The sequence below is a fragment of the Aquimarina spinulae genome, assembly GCF_943373825.1.
GTDB lineage: Bacteria > Bacteroidota > Bacteroidia > Flavobacteriales > Flavobacteriaceae > Aquimarina > Aquimarina spinulae.
Window position 1 is genome coordinate 714,142 of record NZ_CALSBP010000001.1, and the last position, 18,351, is coordinate 732,492.

Annotated in this window: 18 protein-coding genes; 3 read left to right on the forward strand and 15 right to left on the reverse strand. The window is 33.9% G+C overall.

Going from position 1 to position 18,351, the window contains the following annotated elements:
* Positions 1-18: 18 nt before the first annotated feature.
* From NNH57_RS03280 to NNH57_RS03330, 11 genes are all read right to left on the reverse strand, one after another.
* The gene (locus NNH57_RS03280; protein ID WP_074410147.1) at positions 19-387 is read right to left on the reverse strand and encodes a 6-phosphogluconate dehydrogenase; all 369 of its coding nucleotides are present in this window, start codon (positions 385-387) and stop codon (positions 19-21) included.
* Between the two features lie 2 nt (positions 388-389).
* On the reverse strand, positions 390-1,550 hold the full coding sequence (locus NNH57_RS03285) for a serine hydrolase domain-containing protein (RefSeq protein WP_108808785.1): 1,161 nt from the start codon (positions 1,548-1,550) through the stop codon (positions 390-392).
* Between the two features lie 13 nt (positions 1,551-1,563).
* Positions 1,564-1,917, reverse strand: coding sequence for a hypothetical protein (locus NNH57_RS03290; RefSeq protein ID WP_074410149.1), 354 nt, complete (start codon positions 1,915-1,917; stop codon positions 1,564-1,566).
* 10 nt (positions 1,918-1,927) lie between these two features.
* Positions 1,928-2,266 carry a hypothetical protein gene (locus NNH57_RS03295; protein WP_132065892.1) on the reverse strand — a complete coding sequence of 113 codons (339 nt, stop codon included), beginning with the start codon at positions 2,264-2,266 and terminating at the stop codon, positions 1,928-1,930.
* A gap of 24 nt (positions 2,267-2,290) precedes the next feature.
* Positions 2,291-3,637 (reverse strand): DNA recombination protein RmuC, encoded by a 1,347-nt coding sequence (locus NNH57_RS03300; RefSeq protein WP_074410151.1) that lies wholly within the window; start codon positions 3,635-3,637, stop codon positions 2,291-2,293.
* Positions 3,638-3,716: 79 nt separating this feature from the next.
* Entirely contained in the window at positions 3,717-4,076 is a 360-nt protein-coding gene (locus NNH57_RS03305) for an MmcQ/YjbR family DNA-binding protein (RefSeq protein WP_074410152.1), read from the reverse strand.
* 108 nt (positions 4,077-4,184) lie between these two features.
* Complete coding sequence (locus NNH57_RS03310; RefSeq protein ID WP_108808684.1) at positions 4,185-5,255, reverse strand: hypothetical protein; 1,071 nt, start codon at positions 5,253-5,255, stop codon at positions 4,185-4,187.
* A 164-nt stretch (positions 5,256-5,419) separates the two neighbouring features.
* A complete protein-coding gene (locus NNH57_RS03315) occupies positions 5,420-6,214 on the reverse strand; it encodes an ABC transporter ATP-binding protein (protein ID WP_074410154.1) in 795 nt (264 codons plus the stop codon).
* Between the two features lie 55 nt (positions 6,215-6,269).
* Positions 6,270-8,669 carry a gliding motility-associated ABC transporter substrate-binding protein GldG gene (gene gldG, locus NNH57_RS03320; RefSeq protein ID WP_108808685.1) on the reverse strand — a complete coding sequence of 800 codons (2,400 nt, stop codon included), beginning with the start codon at positions 8,667-8,669 and terminating at the stop codon, positions 6,270-6,272.
* Positions 8,670-8,737: 68 nt separating this feature from the next.
* The gene (locus tag NNH57_RS03325; RefSeq protein WP_074410156.1) at positions 8,738-9,022 is read right to left on the reverse strand and encodes a putative quinol monooxygenase; all 285 of its coding nucleotides are present in this window, start codon (positions 9,020-9,022) and stop codon (positions 8,738-8,740) included.
* A 68-nt stretch (positions 9,023-9,090) separates the two neighbouring features.
* On the reverse strand, positions 9,091-9,921 hold the full coding sequence (locus NNH57_RS03330) for an SAM hydrolase/SAM-dependent halogenase family protein (protein ID WP_074410157.1): 831 nt from the start codon (positions 9,919-9,921) through the stop codon (positions 9,091-9,093).
* A gap of 265 nt (positions 9,922-10,186) precedes the next feature.
* Here NNH57_RS03330 and NNH57_RS03335 point away from each other — a divergent pair, with 265 nt between their 5' ends.
* Both NNH57_RS03335 and NNH57_RS03340 read left to right on the forward strand, forming a co-directional pair.
* Positions 10,187-11,143, forward strand: coding sequence for a PhoH family protein (locus tag NNH57_RS03335; protein WP_074410158.1), 957 nt, complete (start codon positions 10,187-10,189; stop codon positions 11,141-11,143).
* A 58-nt stretch (positions 11,144-11,201) separates the two neighbouring features.
* A complete protein-coding gene (locus tag NNH57_RS03340) occupies positions 11,202-12,155 on the forward strand; it encodes a phosphoribosylaminoimidazolesuccinocarboxamide synthase (protein ID WP_074410159.1) in 954 nt (317 codons plus the stop codon).
* Between the two features lie 51 nt (positions 12,156-12,206).
* Here NNH57_RS03340 and NNH57_RS03345 read toward each other — a convergent pair whose 3' ends face one another.
* From NNH57_RS03345 to NNH57_RS03360, 4 genes are all read right to left on the reverse strand, one after another.
* Entirely contained in the window at positions 12,207-12,383 is a 177-nt protein-coding gene (locus tag NNH57_RS03345) for a hypothetical protein (RefSeq protein WP_159099292.1), read from the reverse strand.
* Positions 12,384-12,636: 253 nt separating this feature from the next.
* Positions 12,637-13,041, reverse strand: coding sequence for a glyoxalase (locus NNH57_RS03350; RefSeq protein WP_074410160.1), 405 nt, complete (start codon positions 13,039-13,041; stop codon positions 12,637-12,639).
* Between the two features lie 223 nt (positions 13,042-13,264).
* Entirely contained in the window at positions 13,265-16,333 is a 3,069-nt protein-coding gene (locus tag NNH57_RS03355; protein ID WP_108808686.1) for a VPS10 domain-containing protein, read from the reverse strand.
* A 66-nt stretch (positions 16,334-16,399) separates the two neighbouring features.
* Positions 16,400-17,137: a LolA-like protein gene (locus NNH57_RS03360; RefSeq protein ID WP_108808687.1), complete on the reverse strand. Its 738-nt coding sequence runs from the start codon at positions 17,135-17,137 to the stop codon at positions 16,400-16,402.
* A 159-nt stretch (positions 17,138-17,296) separates the two neighbouring features.
* On the opposite strand from NNH57_RS03360, the gene NNH57_RS03365 reads away from it, so the two are divergent.
* On the forward strand, positions 17,297-18,187 hold the full coding sequence (locus NNH57_RS03365; protein WP_108808688.1) for a DUF72 domain-containing protein: 891 nt from the start codon (positions 17,297-17,299) through the stop codon (positions 18,185-18,187).
* The last annotated feature ends 164 nt before the right edge of the window (positions 18,188-18,351 follow it).

Consider the following 18,351-nt stretch of genomic DNA (forward strand, 5'->3'; position numbering starts at 1 on the left):
TTGATAATGTATGATATGCTATTTATTTCTAAAATGAGGGGAGTCCTCCTCAACAACATCGATCACAAAATACTTTGTATCTCCAAGCCAGGAAACTTTTGCAAAACGCTCCTTATATTTTAGTTTTACATATCTACCCTGAAATTTTTCGAGCTTCTTAATAATGTCTTCTTTTTGGCTTTCAACAGAAAAACTAAAAATTTGCGCTCCAGAGATCCCCTGACTAATTTCGCCCTCCCAGGTTTTAAAAACCACGCCTTTATTACTAAATTTTATGAGTTCACCACTTCGGGTTCCTTCACTATAAGATGCATAATATATAAATGCATACCATGCAGCAAAAAGCACTAAAATTACAATAATGAGTATTGCGAGTATTTTTTTCATATTTAGAATGCGTTATATACTTTGGTCATAAATTCATCGATCTGATTGGGTTCGAGCCATCGCGTAACTACAACCAGGTTTTGTTTTTGGTCGACTACGATAAAATTACCACCAAAACCTGCGGCGTAGTACAAATGTTCTGGTAATCCTTCCCAATGCCTAGATCCTTTTTGGTTAAGCCACCACATAAAACCATAGTTAGGGTTGGCCTGCGAGGGTTTGATCGCTTCTTTGATCCATTCTTTAGATAATAATTGTGTTCCGTTCCAGTTTCCATCGTTAAGAAAAAGTAATCCAAACCGAGCATGATCTAATGTATTGATAAATAATCCACCACCAGAATGACCTCCTCCGCTAACAGATTGCATATTGATACCATCAATAGCAACCCATGAGTTATTGTACCCATACCACCTCCATGTGGTTGATGCACCAATGGGGTTCATTATTTTTTCTTTTAGTATCTGTGGTAGTGGTTTTCTCCAAATATTTAGTAAGGAATATGCCAATACATTAACGCGAACATCGTTGTACTCAAAAACAGTTCCGGGTTCGTTGAGCTTTCTAAATTTCCAATCATCGATACCACCCTTTCTTGGGGGACGATCTGCCCAGTCATATCCACCCCATAATTGCCCAGACCAATCTGAAGATTGTGTAAGTAAGTGTCTCCAGGTAATTTTCTTGTTATGCTTACCATCAAAGGTATGATCCCATATGGTAGTATAGGTATGATCATCAACAGAATGTATTAATTTATTATCTATAGCTAACCCAGCCATAGTAGATAAATAACTTTTGGTAACACTAAATGTCATATCTACCCTGTCTACGTCTCCCCATTTAGATATAATGTATCCGTCTTTAATGATAAGACCAGCAGGACCGCCTCTTTTTTTGGTAGGTCCCAGGATTTTATGATAGGGTTCTCTCTCAAAACCTTTTACAATAGCTTCGCGTAGATCTTTTGATCCCGAGTATTCATGATCCTGAGCAAACTGCACCGCTTCCTGAAGTTTTTGTACATCTATTTTAAATTCGGCCGGATTTTTTTCTTGCCAGTTTCCTCGCTCGGGAAAATAAGCCTGCTGCGCAGTAGCAATATGAAAAACGTTTCCGAAAAGAACTACAAAGAAATATATTTTTATAAGTATAGATTTCATGTGTTTACATCTTTTAATTACTTGTTTTAGTATTAGGCGCAAATACTTTACTCTTTATTATTTTTCTTATCAGAATTAAAAAGCCAATTACAAAAAGAACTGACCCTAAAAAGGAAAAACCTTGGATGACATATATAAAGGTTACGTAAGAATCTACTCCTAATGTACTAATATATGTAGCACCTACAACGTTCGAAATACCACATAATAAAGATATAATACTACCTGTGGTTAATAATATTCCTTCTGTTTTTGACCCTATTTTGGTTATGTAATAGATACATAATATAGCTATAACTAATTGTGGGATAGAGGTTAGGGTGCCCAAAAAAATGTGTTTAATGATTTCTGTAATGTCTTGCCCCATAGTTGTTTTTTTATTCTGAAACCTTATTTTTAATAATTTTCTGGATCATTATATAGAAACCAATTAAGAAAAGTATGGATCCAATGAATGAAATAGTATTTATTCCAGAGTTGATAATAAGGTAAGCGTCAAACCCCCATGAATCTACAAACATATAGATAAATTGATGCAAAATTGCTACAATAAGGATTAGGATGTTACCGATAAGTATAAGGACTCCTTCTTTTGTTGTTCCTTTTTTGCTTATATAATAAACCGTAAGTATTATAAATAACAGGATGGGTAGCATGTAAAACAGTCCCCCAATGATCCTATGTATGATTTCTGATACGTTAGAACTTGATACCATAATTATTGATCTATATTTTGTAGATTATTCATTTTCTTCGGTAGCTCTTTTAATCACAGCTTCGGGTAATGATTTTTTGGCTTTAGCTCCCATTTTTTTGAGTTTTTCGACACTGGTAATCAGATTTCCTCTACCTTCTACCAGTTTGTTCATTGCAGCAGAATAATCTTTTTTGGCATCATCTATCTTTTTGCCTACCCCGGTAAGATCTTTTACTAACCCTTCAAACTTATCATATAGAGCTCCTGCCTGTCGTGCAATCTCAATAGCATTACGTTGTTGCTTTTCATTATTCCACATGGTATCAATCGTACGTAGGGTGGCCAAAAGAGTAGAAGGAGTAACGATAACTATATTTTTCTCGAAAGCCTGATTGTATAATTTATTATCCTGATTAATCGCTATCGCGAAAGCAGGTTCTATAGGAACAAACATTAAAATAAAATCTGGTGATTCGATATCATACAGATCTTGATAGTTTTTTTCTGAAAGCTGATCTACATGACGCTTTAATGATGTGATGTGTTCTTTGAGATGGGTAGCTCTTAAGTCTTCATTTTCTTCATTGATATAACGCTCGTATGCAGTAAGTGCTACTTTGGAGTCAATAATCATCTTTTTACTGTCTGGCAGGTAAATCACTACATCGGGCATTACTCTTTGTCCGTCGTCTAGAGTAAAACTTTGTTGTACAAAATACTCTCTATCTTTCTCTAATCCAGATTTTTCTAATACACGTTCCAGTACTAATTCTCCCCAATTACCTTGCATTTTACTATCACCTTTAAGTGCCTTGGTGAGATTGGTAGCTTCCTTGCTCATTTGTTCATTAAGGTCTTTAAGACCTACTATTTGCTGGCGCAGTGCTGCATGATAATCGATACTTTCCTTATGAGTTTGTTCTACTTTTTTCTCAAAAGTATTGATCTTTTCCTGTAATGGATTCAGGATATTTTTAATATTCTCTTTATTCTGTTCAGTAAATTTATTAGACTTTTCCTCAAGGATTTTATTGGCAAGGTTTTCAAATTCTTTGGTGAATTTTTCCTGAAGTTTTTCTACTTCTTCTTTTTGCGATGCATTTTTAAGTTGAAGATTTTCATATTCTGCATTACGACGAGTAAGTTCTGTATTGAGAAAATCTTTTTCTCTACGAATTTCTTCACGTTCTTTAGTCAATTCAGAAAGTTGTCTTTCGGTATTGTTTTTAAGCTCATCAAATTGAGATTGAAGCAAATTTGCTCTTTCATTAGTAGCACTTTTTTCACTATTGTGTTGTAATGAAACTACATATTTACCAATAAAAAAACCTACAATAATTGATATGATGATTACCCCAACGGCAATGATAATCGGTGTGTATTCTGACATGTAATCTTTTGTTTACTCAAAGATAAAGATAAGCAATGAAAATTTGGATGAAGTACCCGAAGTTTTAATATTTATGATGTTACGATTCTTTTAACTTATTTCTTTCCCGAACAGGTAATTTTTTGACTACCAAATTATAAGAGTCGTCTATCCATTGTTTAATTAGAATATCTGGGATAGAGTAATCCATTATTATTTTATTCCAATGTTTTTTACTCATGTATGATGGAGGTTCTACAGCGGTATAAGTTTCTCTAAGGATATCAACACGATCAGGGTTACATTTTACACTTATAGCCTTAAAAGATGATATATCTGTAACGGTAAACATTTTTCCTAATACCTTAAAAACTAAAACATCAGGAAGTTTTCCGAAAGGAAAAGATTCGGTTACTCCTTTTTTACTAATGCAGTGTTCTCTGTATTCTTCTATATTCATTTCTCTGTATTCTCTGATTTAGTGAAGTTACAAAATTGATACAAAAAAGGCTATCTGTAACAAGATAACCTTTTTTGTATCCTTACGGATCTTTCTACTTATAATGAGTTATGGTTTAATGGTTATTGTAGGAGCTTGTACTTTTACATCAAATGTAATTTTACCATTGCTTCCATTACCAGAAACTAATTCTTTAATTTTTATTAATCCTTTACGCCCATAGTTATCAACAAATTCTAATACATCTCCAATAGCAAGGTCGGTAACTCTCTCTGTAGTTGGTATAGAGATGCCATCTAAATCTGAAGCAGTAGTAGTTGTATCGAAATCTCTAGTTGATGCGGTTATATAGAAATTATTTAATTCTTCTGCTGCAACACCCGAAATACCAGCTACACCTGCGTCAAGTGTACCATCATTGTTTGTATCGAAAAGTTTTGGATAGTTTGCCGTAGAGGCTAAAGAAGCTTTTTGCGTAGCACCATAATAGTATCCAAAATCCCAAAGAGCTGCAAATTCCTCTCCTTGGTTAATTTTATAAATTTTTCCATCAAAAACTGATATAAAGGTATTGGATGAGCCGTCTTTTAAAGGAGCAGCTAAAATTGTAGCTTCATATACCTTAATACCAGAACTACTATTAGTTCCTGTACCAAATTTAACAGTTATACTACCTACTGCATTATCTTCAAAAACATTTCTTTTTGTTTCATCTCTAAAATCACCTCTACCCGATGTAGCCCATATATTATAAACAATTGTACCATTATCGATACTGTTTGGCGCAGGAAAATCAATAGTGAAATCAAAAGCATTTTTGTTATCTGATGATAGATCTAAAGATCCATCTTTTTTATCATCTACCGTTACTCCCGTTGTAGATATTTGGTAAGGAACTTCTCCGGAACCTCCCGTGTTTTGGGTAATATATAGGCGTCGCATAGATTTTGATTGGGATTCAAATTTAATTCTGATTTTTACATTTTCTCCCATGGCGCCACCAGTCACATTAGCAGCACGTTTATCACCTATTCCAGATTCAGTTACAATTAACTCTGCGTCTGAAGTTCCCCCGTCTGGAGTCATTATATCTTGATTGTCGTCTGAGCTACAACTAAATGTAAAAGTTGCGATGATTAATAAAGTTACAATTGATTTGAGTTTTAACATGGTATTCATATAGGTTTAATTTATTATTCTGGGTAAAATTATAGCTTTCTATGCTAATTTTAAGGTGTTAGTAACTTCAAATTTTTACAGTTTTCCCTTGATAAGCAGATTTATTCGATAAAGTGTAATTAAAAGCAAAGAGAAGTAGGAGAGAAGAGGTGTTTTACTAGGATTTAGTTTCTTACTTTATATCTTCCGGATTTAGAATCAAAAAGAATCAGGTCTTCGGGGAAAAGAGAAGAAAATGCTCGACATTGTACTAATTCTTTAGGCCTTCCGAATTCGAAACCATCCTCATTCATTACAATCATTTTATCGCATAATTGTATCGCAAAATCGATTTCATGAGTCGAAAAAAGAATAGTTTTTCTGGTCTCAAAAGCTAAACGCTTGAGTAATTTTAATATATACGCCTTATGATAGACATCTAAGTGAGTGGTGGGTTCATCCAGCATAATAAAAGGAGTGTCTTGAGCAATAGCACGGGCGATAAGTACTTTTTGTAACTGCCCGTCACTAAGTTCGAAACATCTCTTGGCGACCAAATCACCAATATGTGTTACCTCGATTGCTTTTCGTATTTGCTCTATATCTTCTTCTGCCATTTTTCCTACCCAGTTCGTATAAGGCTGTCTACCCAGAGCTACTAATTCCTGTACGGTTAGGTTTTTTGAAGCAATTTGTTCTGTTAATACAATACTTAACTGCGAAGCCAGTTCGACAGATTTGTAGGATTGAAGTTCTATGTCAGATAACATGACTTTACCATGAAGAGCAGGTTGTACACGGGATAGGGTGCGTAGTAAAGTAGATTTGCCGATACCATTGGCACCTACCAAACCTACCAGTTCTCCTTCGTGCAATTTTAGATTGATATCTGCTGCAATAACATTAAGTTCCTTTTTGGTGCGATAACCAATAGAGAGATCTTCTGTTTTAAGAACGATATTTAGGGCTTCACGATTAATAGATTTAAGGTTTTAGGGTTCAAAGTTTTCTATATCAAATATAAAGAATAGAATTTTAAACAATTTTTCTATACTTTTTCTTTCTGATAAACGAAAATAAAAGCCCAAAAATGACAAGGATAAGTAAGGGAACCAATATGTTGATAACTTGCCATAGCGTTTTATTGGCAACAACTTTTTCTATATTCAGAAATGAGATTTTGACTTCTTTACTCCTAATTTCGATAAGACCAGAATCATCTAACAAGTAATTTACTGCGTTTAACAGAAACTCTTTATTTCCATATTTTAAATTCATGGTAGGATCAAAACCTAACTCTATTGGTTGTCCTTTTCGCGTTTGGTTTTTAATAATATCGCCATCGGCAATAACAATCATTTTTGTAGAAACACCCTTGTCTTTATGATCTTGTATTTTGTGTGGCTTTATTCGATCTTTATAGGTAGATTTAAAGCTTCCCTCGAGTAACACCGCTAGGTTTTGAGGTCCTTCGTTATAACTAGCAATATCTGGTTTTTTTCTAATAATATTTTCTAATTGTATTTCTTTGGGTACCCCTTCTATTTTTGATTTATCAGAACTTGTAAGTAATATCGTCTTTTTTATACCATTTTTTAAGGTATCAATCTGGTTCGAAAATTCGAATTTTACAGATTCTGTGTTTTTAATAATAGGGTGGTTACCAGTACTTTTGGTTAGTGATCCATAAAACCAGGGATATGGAGTAAATTGCGTCTTACTACCTTGTCCAGAAGCTAAAACCAGTGGTGCAGAATATAAATCGTTTACCAAAACGGGGTTAACTCTTAGTCCGTAAGAAAATAAAGCATCCCCTAATCTTAGATCCTGCATAATCGCAACAGAGGATCCTTCGGGATTCATTAAACTATCGATTTCCATAGTTACAGATTCTAATAGCCACAATGACTTTCCTCCGTTCATTACAAATTGGTCCAATACATATTTTTCTTTTTCAGAAAACGGTTTTGTAGGTTTAGCATTGATAATCATATCAAATTTTTGCAACTCTTGTAATGTCTTTGTCGCATTACCCGCTACCGAATCGAGTGTAAACGCTCCTACAAAGTAGTAGTCTTGCAACGTTTTGATAAAATCGGCAATTTTAATATCGGGTAATTGCCCATTTCCTTTAAGCACGGCAATTTTATGTTTTTTAGGATGTAGTAACTTGGTTAACCCATCTGCAAAAGCATATTCTAATTGTTGAATAGAACTATTTACTCGTTCTTCGGAAGTAGCTCCAATAGTATTTTTGATTAAAGAAATCTTTACGCTTCGGTTTTGATAGCTTAGAATAGCCCAGGGAACTAAGGTTTCGGTTTCGGTTTTTCCGTTTTCCTGTACGCTAACCTCCATTGGGGTTAGGCCAAATTTTTGTAACTCTGTAATGGTTTGGGCACGTACTTCTTCTTCTTCTAATGGGTTGGTAAAAATGTGCTGAATATTAGGGTTTATGACATTAAACTCTTCTAATATTTGTTTAGTTTCAGATTGTAAACGTCTAAACTCTGAAGGGAAATTACCTTCTAATAATACATCGATAACAACAGGAGCAGCAGCTTCCTTAACTAGGTTTTCTGTAGCCTCAGAAAGTGTAAAACGACCATCTTGGGTAAGATCAAAACGATTGTATATTGAGTTTCCTGTCAAAAATAAAACAATGGCAAGGATTAGTGTAATACCAATAGGTTTGATTTTCTGCTTGGCAGTACCTTTTTTAAGAATGATAATAGTAAGAAGTACAAATAATAGAATACTACTTAAAAAATAAAAGATATCTCGGGTATCTAAAATACCTTGGCTCATACGTTCATAATGCAATTGCATTCCTAGTTGTTCAAGGAAAGTATGTATTGCCCCTGGCAAGTTGTAATTTGCAAGTCCGCTAAAACCAAAATAAAAAACGAAACACAGAAACAGAGCAATCAAAAAAGCAACAATCTGATTATTGGTAACCGAAGAAGAAAATATGCCCATTGCAGTATATGAAGCCGCAAGTAATAGCAGTGCAATGTATGATCCTATAGTGCTACCGATATCTAGGTTGCCTATTGGGTTTCCTAACTGATAAATAGTAAGTATATAAAGGAGACTAGGAATTAAAGCAATTAGAATTAAGGATAAACTACCCAGATACTTTCCTAATACCAGTTGCCAGTTTTTAATTGGTTTTGTAATCAATACTTCTAAAGTTCCCTGTTTCCTTTCTTCTGCAAAACTTCTCATAGTTACGGCGGGGATAAGAAATAGCAATATCCATGGTGCAATCTGGAAAAATGGCGAAAGATCGGCAAACCCACTATCCAAAATATTAAATTGCCCTTTAAAAACCCATAAAAAGAGTCCGTTAAGAATTAAAAATATAGCAATCACCAAATACCCTACGGCAGAGGAGAAAAAGGTATTGATTTCTTTTCGTATTAATGCAAACATAGTTTTTTTAGGATTGAGGTTTTTAAGTTTGAGATATCAGGAAAACCTGAAACCAGATGTGATAAACTTTAAACTTCGGTTACGCTCCAAGCTTCGGGCCTTTGGCTAAATTTATTTTTGGTATTTGCCCAAACTCCTTTGAATAACGCAGAGTTTCTATAGTTATTGAGATGTTCTTCGGATTCCCAATGACTATATGTAAAAAATTGATTGGTTTGACTTACATCTCTTACTAATTTTAGATGGCTACATCCTTCAAAATTTCTGATCTTCTCTTTATTTTGCTCAAAGTTCTCTAAAAAAGCATCAATTTGATCGGGTAAGAATCCCATTTTTACGATTCGTATTATCATTTTTTAATTTTCAAAAGTATACCTACAAGGGTTTTACAGTTTATTCTCGATTCTTTTTAGACATTAATTTATTCAAAACTAATGCTTACCGTATCTCTATAGTACAATCCAAAGAGACTAGAGGCTCCTCCTACAGTTTTAGGGTTACTTTTATAAATCGCTAGTTCTAAGTATCCCGAAGAATTAAAGACGGCTAATTTTTTACCATCTTCTTCTCGCTTACTTTTTTCGATATCAAAATTTATAGCATCACTATATCTATTATATACATCTTCAAATACCGCTGTACGTGCTGTGATTTTAAATTTACGTCCTTTACCTATTTTATCAAATAGCTTACGCGTAATGTTGGTAACCAAATTACCATAATTATCGATATAGATGATGCTACCTACAATTTGCTTATCTCCAAGATTTACAATAGGAGTAACCCCTTTTATGGTTTTGATTTCTGAGATAGTTTTTCCAATAACTTCTAGTGTACCACCTCGTGCAATATGACAGGCCACAGCCACAAAAACATCTAATACAGGAAAATTAGAAACAATGGCATCATGAATATTTATTTCGACAACTTTCTCAGGATTAAATTCTGATGTGATTAAACTTACCAGTCCATTATTAGCACATATAAAATAATGTTCATCTAATTTTACAGCAATATGTTTATTTTCTGGATTTGGTTCACTATCGATCCCTATGATATGAATACTTCCTTTTGGGAAACTTTTATAAGCATTTTGTATGATATATGCAGCTTCTGTTATATGAAAAGGTGAGATTTCATGGGATATGTCAACAACTTTGGCATCTGGCAATTCGGTATAAATAGCCCCTTTCACCGCAGATACAAAATGATCTTTGATTCCAAAATCTGTAGTTAAGGTGATAATTGGCATGTATAAGAATTGTTAATATCTTTTAGTGGTAAGCACTTAAAAATATGTAAATTTGTTTTGAAGTTATTCAAAGTTTTTCTTTGGACAACAAAATGATGATAAAACCATCGTATTTACTGTTTTTTTGATCACTAATTCATATAGTGATGATATAAACATTTTGCTTCGTTTTAAATTTCTATTTTGTTTTCCCGACAAAAACTTGAACAACTTTAGCAAACTTAGTCAATCCTAAAAAAAAATCATACTAAAATTCGTATAGCTTTTGAACGAACTTATCATAGAACTTACAGAAATCAATCCGAGAGAGTTTTTCGGACTTCAGAATAGCAATATTCAATTATTAAAAAAATACTTCCCGAAGTTAAAAATTGTAGCAAGAGGCAGTAAGATAAAAGTGTATGGAGACGATGACATGCTCAAAGAGTTTGATATGCGTCTTAATATGCTTCTCGAGCATTTTAGCAAATACAATAAGCTGGATGAGAATGCAATAGAGCGTGTGCTTACCAGTGTGAGCAAGGCAGATTATGAAACATCACCTAACAGTGGAGAAACATTAGTGCATGGAGTAGGAGGGAAATTAATTAAGGCCCAGACTGCTAACCAACGTAAGCTGGTAGAGACCTGTAAAAAGAACGATATGGTTTTTGCTATTGGTCCAGCAGGTACCGGAAAAACGTATACCAGTGTTGCCCTGGCGATTAAGGCTCTAAAAGAAAAAGAGGTGAGGCGTATTATTCTTACACGTCCTGCGGTAGAAGCTGGAGAAAACCTTGGATTTTTACCGGGAGATCTTAAAGAGAAACTAGATCCGTATATGCAACCTCTATACGATGCTTTACGCGATATGGTTCCTAATGAAAAACTCGATAGTTATATAGAAAAAGGAATTATACAAATCGCACCTATGGCATTTATGCGAGGTAGGACATTAGATAATGCTTTTGTAATCCTTGATGAGGCACAAAATACAACACATGCACAGATGAAAATGTTTCTGACACGTATGGGAAAAAATGCTAAATTTATTATTACGGGTGACCCTGGGCAGATAGATTTACCAAGAAGGGTTACTTCTGGGCTTAAAGAAGCTCTACTAGTGCTTAAAAACACACAGGGGATAGGTATGATTTACCTGGATGACAAAGATGTGATTCGTCATAAATTGGTGAAAAAGGTAATTGCAGCTTATAAAGAGATAGAACATAGAAATGGATAAATAGTTTCAGATTTTAGTTTCTAATTGAAATTAAAGCCCGAAACCCGAAACCTAAGTAATGAATACAATTGTAGATACAAACTATAATTTTCCTAATCAAAAATCAGTATACAAGGGAAAAGTAAGAGAAGTATATAGTATAAATGATGAACTTTTAGTGATGATTGCAACTGATCGTTTATCTGCGTTTGATGTAGTTATGCCAAGAGGAATTCCTTTTAAGGGGCAGATTCTTAATCAAATTGCAACCAAGATGATGAAAGAAACCGAAGATTTGGTGCCAAATTGGTTAATCGCCACTCCAGACCCAAATGTAGCAGTTGGTCATCTATGCCAACCTTTTAAAGTAGAGATGGTGATTAGAGGGTATCTTTCTGGTCATGCAGCTCGAGAATATAAAGCAGATAAGAGAATATTGTGCGGTGTATCTATGCCCGATGGTATGAAAGAGAATGATAAATTTCCAGAACCTATTATAACACCTTCTACCAAAGCTGATAATGGAGAGCATGATGAGGATATTTCTAGAGAAGAAATATTATCAAAAGGAATCGTTTCTGAAGAAGATTATTTGATTCTTGAAGATTATACTCGTAAACTTTTTCAAAGAGGTACAGAGATCGCTGCCAAAAGAGGATTGATCCTTGTGGATACCAAATATGAGTTTGGGAAAACAAAAGATGGTCAAATTGTATTGATTGACGAAATTCATACTCCGGATTCTTCTCGTTATTTTTATGCTGAAGGATATGAAGAACGACAACAGCATGGAGAATCACAAAAACAATTGTCTAAAGAATTCGTGAGACAATGGTTAATTAGTAATGGTTTTCAAGGTAAAGAAGGCCAACAGATTCCTGAAATGACAGATGAATATATTAGTTCTGTCTCTGAGCGATATATCGAATTATATGAAAATATAACAGGAGTATCTTTTATAAAAGAAGATGTCTCTGATATACAAGGAAGGATAGAAGAGAATGTACTTGATTATCTAAAGACAAAAAGTTAGATCTTAGGACCTAACTTTTTATCTTTATTACGAATTAGCACAATTTAATCTTTATTCATTACAATCTGGTTCTTGACACTGTATCTCTCTGCAAAAAGAGCCACATCGATAGCAAACGCCATTGTCAAATGGCATACATACAGGATCTAGATCTCCTCCATTAATAGATGATTGTTGCTTTCTGTTTAATTGTTGAGCTCCTTCGAGATGTAAAATGTTTGTTAACATGATTTTTGGATTTTTAAGATTAATAATTACCTAATTATTATATGACATACACTGTATGTCATGCAATGTAAGGTAGTTGATTTCTGAAATAAAAAACCATGTCAATGATTTGAAAAAAGCCTTGATAACCTATGATTTGAAGGTTTTTTATATGGTTTGTATTAAAATCAAGCCTATCATCAAAAATGAATTAAAACTTATCCTACGAATATCAGTTTTTAAGAATGATAAGAAAATATAATATGTTAAGGTGTTATGCCACCTTATACTCTAACAATTGTATATTATCTTGTAGGCGCTCTTTTACGATACTCATCATTCGTTTGTTTAATGCAGAAGAGTTTTTCATATAGATCTGGTATTCTTCTACAGTGAATTGCCCTATAATCATTCCTTTTAAACTATTTCTGAATTTCATGTCCTTTTGGATCGCATTCTCTATAAAATCAAAGCGTTTTTCTAAGGATAACTCATAGAAAGTATTCTTTCTTTTTTTAATGTAGTTTTTAAATACTTCGATCAATAGACCACCTTGTAGTTTTATAATAGGTCTAATCGTTTTGTTCTGAAATTGTTCATCATTAGACATGTTTTCAGAAACTCTTGCATTTAATAACTGCGGTCGTATTGCCAATAAATTTGATTCCCTGTTTTCCATAATAAAGAAGGTTTACTAAAAATAAGTATTTGTTGTGCTCAAAAATCAAGACCATGTTTAGAGTTTTAAACGACTTATAAACAATAAAAAAGTTGCATATACGGGATGTTTTGTTATACTAATCTAACCTTTTTGTTTTTCTGATACATTACCTTAACAATAAGTTATATATAATAAAAGCCCTCTATATAGAGGGCTTTTGTATAACAAGGTGTTTTTTCGTTTATTTCTTTATGAATTCTTCTTTACTTAAAATTTTGGCAGGAGTTTCACCAGATTTTTCAAGGTATTTGTTAAATTTTGCTACCTGTTTACCATTTATTTTTTCATATGCAGCCTTAGCTTCATTTAATCTAGCTTCTAATACTTCCTGATTTTCTAATTGTGCAAAAGAAGGTTTTTCGAACTGTTCTGCTACTTCGCCATATAAATCAGATAATTTTTCTCTCAGCTGAGGCTCGGCTTCATCAACATAATTATCACCTGTAGTTACTACTAGAGTTTCTTTTAATGCATTTAATTCTTTAACAGCAGCAGTAGTAACTTTTTGTGAAGCTGGGTCTTTTTTTAATACTGCTTCGGCTTTCTTTATATTTTGATCAATTTTATGAACCAGATATGCCAGATCTTCCATATCATTAAATAACTCTTGTGTTGTTTTATGATGAGCAGTTCTGTCTTTTTCTGATATTAAAGAAGTAGGGTCATTTTGTAGTGTTATGGTACTTTCATATTGTTTCTTACCTTTTTTAAGTACTATTTTATAATTCCCCTCAGAAACTCTTGGAGCAGTAAGACCACCAAAGGTAAATGTTTTTCCGGCAGCTACTTTAGGTCCTTTTTTTCTGAAATTCCAGGTTACTATATTGATACCTTTAGCTTTTCCGGGAACAAGGCTTACTATCTCATTACCATTTTGATCCTGTACAAATAGCGTCATTTTTCCAAAAGTATGCCTCTTTTTGAGGTAGTAGATAATTTTTGCAGAAGAGCTTGGATTATCTCCTGTAAATTGAAGCTCTGTACTTCCGCCACCAAAACCACCTTCTTCTTTGATTATTGATGGTTCGGTATCAAAAAAGTGAACATCTTTAACAAGAACTTCTTGATTTATTTGCCTTAGAGGAGAGATATCATCAATAATAATCGCACCTCTACCATGTGTTCCTAATACCAGATCATTAGTTTTTTTCTGTAGGTCAATAAAATGAACTGCTGCAGCAGGCATATTATTAGTGAAGCGAGACCAGTTTTTACCACCATTTATGGTGATAAATAATCCAAACTCGGTACCTAAATATAGTAGATCTTCATTTACATAATCTTCCTGAATGTTTCTTGCAAACCCTATAATCTCATCTGTCACAAGGGATTTCCATGTTTTTCCAAAATCCGAGGTTTTATATACATAGGTATTCATATCTCCCGATGCATGACCATCAAACACAGCATATGCTGTTCCCTTATTGTGTGAACTAGCTTCTATGTGATATACCCAGGTATTTTTTGGTATTCCTTGAATATTGGCTACTGTATTAGTCCAGGTTGCTCCACCATCCTGAGTAACCTGTACATTACCGTCATCGGTTCCTACCCAAATTACTTTTTGATCAATCGGGGATTCTGCAATTGTAAAAATTGTAGTATGAGTTTCGGCTCCTGATTTATCTGTAGAGATACCTCCTGATTCTTTATCTTGTTTTGCAGGATCATTGGTAGTAAGGTCTGGTGATATTTTTTTCCAGTTGTTGCCCATATCATCACTTACATGAAGGAATTGACTTCCCATATAAAATCGATCTGGTTGATGGTTACTCACTGCCATTGGAGCATTCCAGTTAAAACGTAGGTCAGCTTCTCCTTTAATGGGTAAAGGAGCAATGTTTTTAGTGTAATTCTTATCTACATCATATCTCCATACATTTTGTGCTCCTTGCATTTCAGAATAAATAATATTCTTGGTCGGGTGTTTTAATACTCTAAATCCATCTCCATATCCAACGCGATTCCAATCACGTGCTTCTATGCCTCCCGGAGAAGATGACGGCCCCCACCAGGAACCATTATCTTGCAAACCACCATAGATATTATAAGGTTCTTCGTTATCTACACTAATATGATAGAACTGAGAAATAGGTAAATTATCTACCATATCCATTGTAGATCCACCATCCCAGCTTCTGTATACTCCACCATCGGTTCCGACATACATTCGATCTGAGTTGTTGATGTCAAAAACAACATCATGTATGTCTGGATGCATACTACCCAGGTTTTTGAAGGTTTTTCCTCCATCTCTAGAGATGGATCCAAATAATCCTCCTTTAACCAGAATATCTGGATTTTTTGGGTCTACGACTATTCTAGCGAAATAAAAAGGTCTCACGACTAAGCCAAAATCTCCATTTAATAATTTCCAATTGGCTCCTGCATCATCAGAACGATATAGTCCTTTATCTTCTTTACTTTCTACAACGGCGTATACTATTTTAGAGTTTGAAGGTGCTATTGCCAAAGCAAATCTACCCAGATCACCTTTAGGAAAACCATTATGGATTTTATTCCATGTTTTTCCTGCATCTGTAGATTTGTACAGAGCACTACTTGGTCCTCCAGAATTAAATCCCCATGCGGTTCTTCTAAACTCCCACATTGCTGCATAGAGGATATTAGGATCTTTGGGATCCATTATAAGATCATTGACTCCCGTTTTCTCATTAATATAAAGTATTTTTTCCCAGGTTTTACCTCCATCTACTGTTTTGTATACTCCTCTTTCTTCGCTATCCCCCCATAATGCTCCTAAGACTCCTACATAGATTTCATTAGAGTTTTTTGGGTTAATTTCTATACTACCAATTCGTTCTGAGTTTTCAAACCCCATTTTTTTCCAGTTTGCCCCTCCGTCTGTAGATTTATATAACCCATCACCGATAGAAACACTGTTTCTGGTCCATATTTCACCGGTTCCTACCCAGATGGTATTATCGGGATCATTAGGGTCAATTTTTACTACTCCTATTGATTGTGCATGATCATCGAACACAGAGGAGAAGCTTGCTCCTCCATTCGAGGATTTCCAAACTCCACCACCAGCAGTACCGGCATATAGTATTCTATCGTTGGTAGGATGATTTTCTAAATCTATAATCCGACCACTCATGAGTGCGGGTCCGATTTGTCGTGCTTCAAGGTTTCCGAATAGTTCTTTGCCTTTTAGAACAACTTCCTGTGCTTGCAAGTGTATGGAAAAGAGTATAGCCAAGCTTGCAATTATAAATTGTTTGTTCATAATTACTGGTTGTTTATTTAGAATAAAAAATCCCCAAATTTTTGATTTGGGGATTATAATTTGTGTTTATTTTCCTTCTGGGAAAGCGAATAATGCAGCTTCTACTTCTGGATTGAGATCAAACTCCTTAAAATCCATGCTTTGGAACTCACTACTTTGTGAGAAAGGAAAGTACAATCCTTCTACTTCCTGATAATCACTAATAGACATTTTTATTTTCTGACCTTTCATTGGGCCATCCTGAATTTCTTCTTCAATTATGATAGGTACAAAATTTTCGGTATCAAAATAGTAATGAGAAATATTTGGTTGTGATTGACCATTAACTGTAATAGGGTCTTTGGTTACTTTTATTTTAAAAGTTTCTGTTCCATCAACAGTTTCTTTACCTATAAGTTCTATTGCATATCCCTTTTCTTTATAATTTAAAAATGGAGAAGGCCAATCTTTCATTTGCTTCTTCATGTTTTCTGTAGCTTCATTATCGCTTTTTTCAGCTTCCATAGTTTGTTGGTTTCTAGACCACGAGGTTTTTCCGTCATATGCAGCCCAGATCATCTTGTTTCCTTGTAGTTCAATAGTGGTAGACTGGCGCCCATCTTTCATCATAACTTGTTCAAAAGGAATTTCCATCCCTTGCATTTTCATTACTCCTTTCATAGTAATGCCTTCTAGTTTTTCCCAATTTTCTTTTCCTCCTGTATTTTCGAAGTAATTATTAACTATTTCATCTGCAGTTTGTGCATAGAACGATGTTGAGATAGCTAATACAAGAGCTACTGTAATAGATTTTAAAGCATTCATTAGTTGTGATTTTTATGATGTTGTTGTAACAGTTAGTCAATCTAGTAACATTTTTGTTACACTTTTTTAGATATTTTTATAGTAATAAGAGTAAAGTAATTGTTTACAATCTTATTTTTTTAATTAATTTTCATCACATAAATATAAAATATCAACTGCATGAAATTTGGCAAAGTAGAACATCCTGATATCGTAGATTTTAGTTTACCAAAAGATCATAAGGATACGGCAAGAGTTTTAAACTCTACAACAAAAGGAAGTTTATCGACTTATGTTGGCTGTGCCAAATGGAATAGGCAAGATTTAAAAGGATTTTACCCGAGAGGAACAAAGGATGAACTAGAGTATTATTCGAGACAGTTTAATAGTATCGAATTGAATGCCACATTTTATAGAATTTTTCCTGAAGATCAGTTTAAAAAATGGTATGATAAAACTCCTGAAGGATTTAAATTTTTTCCAAAACTTGTACAGAATATTTCCCATCTTAAAAGATTAAATGAAGATGTAGAACCTTATGTTGATGCATACTTAGCTAATGTAATTCACCTAAAAGAAAAGTTAGGAACCATATTTTTACAGATGCATGGTAATTTTGCTCCTAAAAATTTTGACAGAGTTATTCGATTTATAGAAAAATGGCCTAAAGAAATACGTTTGGCCGTAGAATTTAGACATACAGATTGGTTTAATGATGTAACGGTAGCCAATGAGTTATATAGTCTTCTTGAAAGTAACAATATATCGAATATCATTACAGATACGGCGGGTAGAAGAGATTTACTTCATATGCGTTTAACTAATGATGAAGCTTTTGTGAGATATGTTGGAGCAAATCACAAAACAGATTATACAAGGCTAGACGACTGGGTAAAGCGGCTTTCTACCTGGAAAGATGAAGGGATTAACCATATACATTTTTTTGTACATCAAAATTTGGAGGTAGAATCCCCTTTACTTTCTAAGTACTTCATTAAAGAATTAAATGACCATTTAGGAACACAATTAGGTTTACCAAACCATTTATCAGACGATCTCAAATTATTTTAACGTCGAGATATAGAGCTACCTGATAGGTTTTACTTATAATTTAACGGTATTACCTTCTTTTATAAATGTTAAAAGTTTAATTTTTGTTGCTTTTTAGCGAATATATGTGTAGTTTGCCGATGAATTTAAAAATAGTGTTGTAGGAAATTACTTAATATTATCGT

Coding starts and splice junctions, on each gene's coding strand:
- NNH57_RS03345 (WP_159099292.1), bottom strand. CDS start 12,383: ATGTTAACAAACATTTTACATCTCGAAGGAGCTCAACAATTAAACAGA.
- NNH57_RS03340 (WP_074410159.1), top strand. CDS start 11,202: ATGAATACAATTGTAGATACAAACTATAATTTTCCTAATCAAAAATCA.
- gldG (WP_108808685.1), bottom strand. CDS start 8,669: ATGTTTGCATTAATACGAAAAGAAATCAATACCTTTTTCTCCTCTGCC.
- NNH57_RS03325 (WP_074410156.1), bottom strand. CDS start 9,022: ATGATAATACGAATCGTAAAAATGGGATTCTTACCCGATCAAATTGAT.
- NNH57_RS03290 (WP_074410149.1), bottom strand. CDS start 1,917: ATGGGGCAAGACATTACAGAAATCATTAAACACATTTTTTTGGGCACC.
- NNH57_RS03365 (WP_108808688.1), top strand. CDS start 17,297: ATGAAATTTGGCAAAGTAGAACATCCTGATATCGTAGATTTTAGTTTA.
- NNH57_RS03355 (WP_108808686.1), bottom strand. CDS start 16,333: ATGAACAAACAATTTATAATTGCAAGCTTGGCTATACTCTTTTCCATA.
- NNH57_RS03300 (WP_074410151.1), bottom strand. CDS start 3,637: ATGTCAGAATACACACCGATTATCATTGCCGTTGGGGTAATCATCATA.
- NNH57_RS03285 (WP_108808785.1), bottom strand. CDS start 1,550: ATGAAATCTATACTTATAAAAATATATTTCTTTGTAGTTCTTTTCGGA.
- NNH57_RS03360 (WP_108808687.1), bottom strand. CDS start 17,137: ATGAATGCTTTAAAATCTATTACAGTAGCTCTTGTATTAGCTATCTCA.
- NNH57_RS03280 (WP_074410147.1), bottom strand. CDS start 387: ATGAAAAAAATACTCGCAATACTCATTATTGTAATTTTAGTGCTTTTT.
- NNH57_RS03295 (WP_132065892.1), bottom strand. CDS start 2,266: ATGGTATCAAGTTCTAACGTATCAGAAATCATACATAGGATCATTGGG.
- NNH57_RS03305 (WP_074410152.1), bottom strand. CDS start 4,076: ATGAATATAGAAGAATACAGAGAACACTGCATTAGTAAAAAAGGAGTA.
- NNH57_RS03330 (WP_074410157.1), bottom strand. CDS start 9,921: ATGCCAATTATCACCTTAACTACAGATTTTGGAATCAAAGATCATTTT.
- NNH57_RS03350 (WP_074410160.1), bottom strand. CDS start 13,041: ATGGAAAACAGGGAATCAAATTTATTGGCAATACGACCGCAGTTATTA.
- NNH57_RS03310 (WP_108808684.1), bottom strand. CDS start 5,255: ATGAATACCATGTTAAAACTCAAATCAATTGTAACTTTATTAATCATC.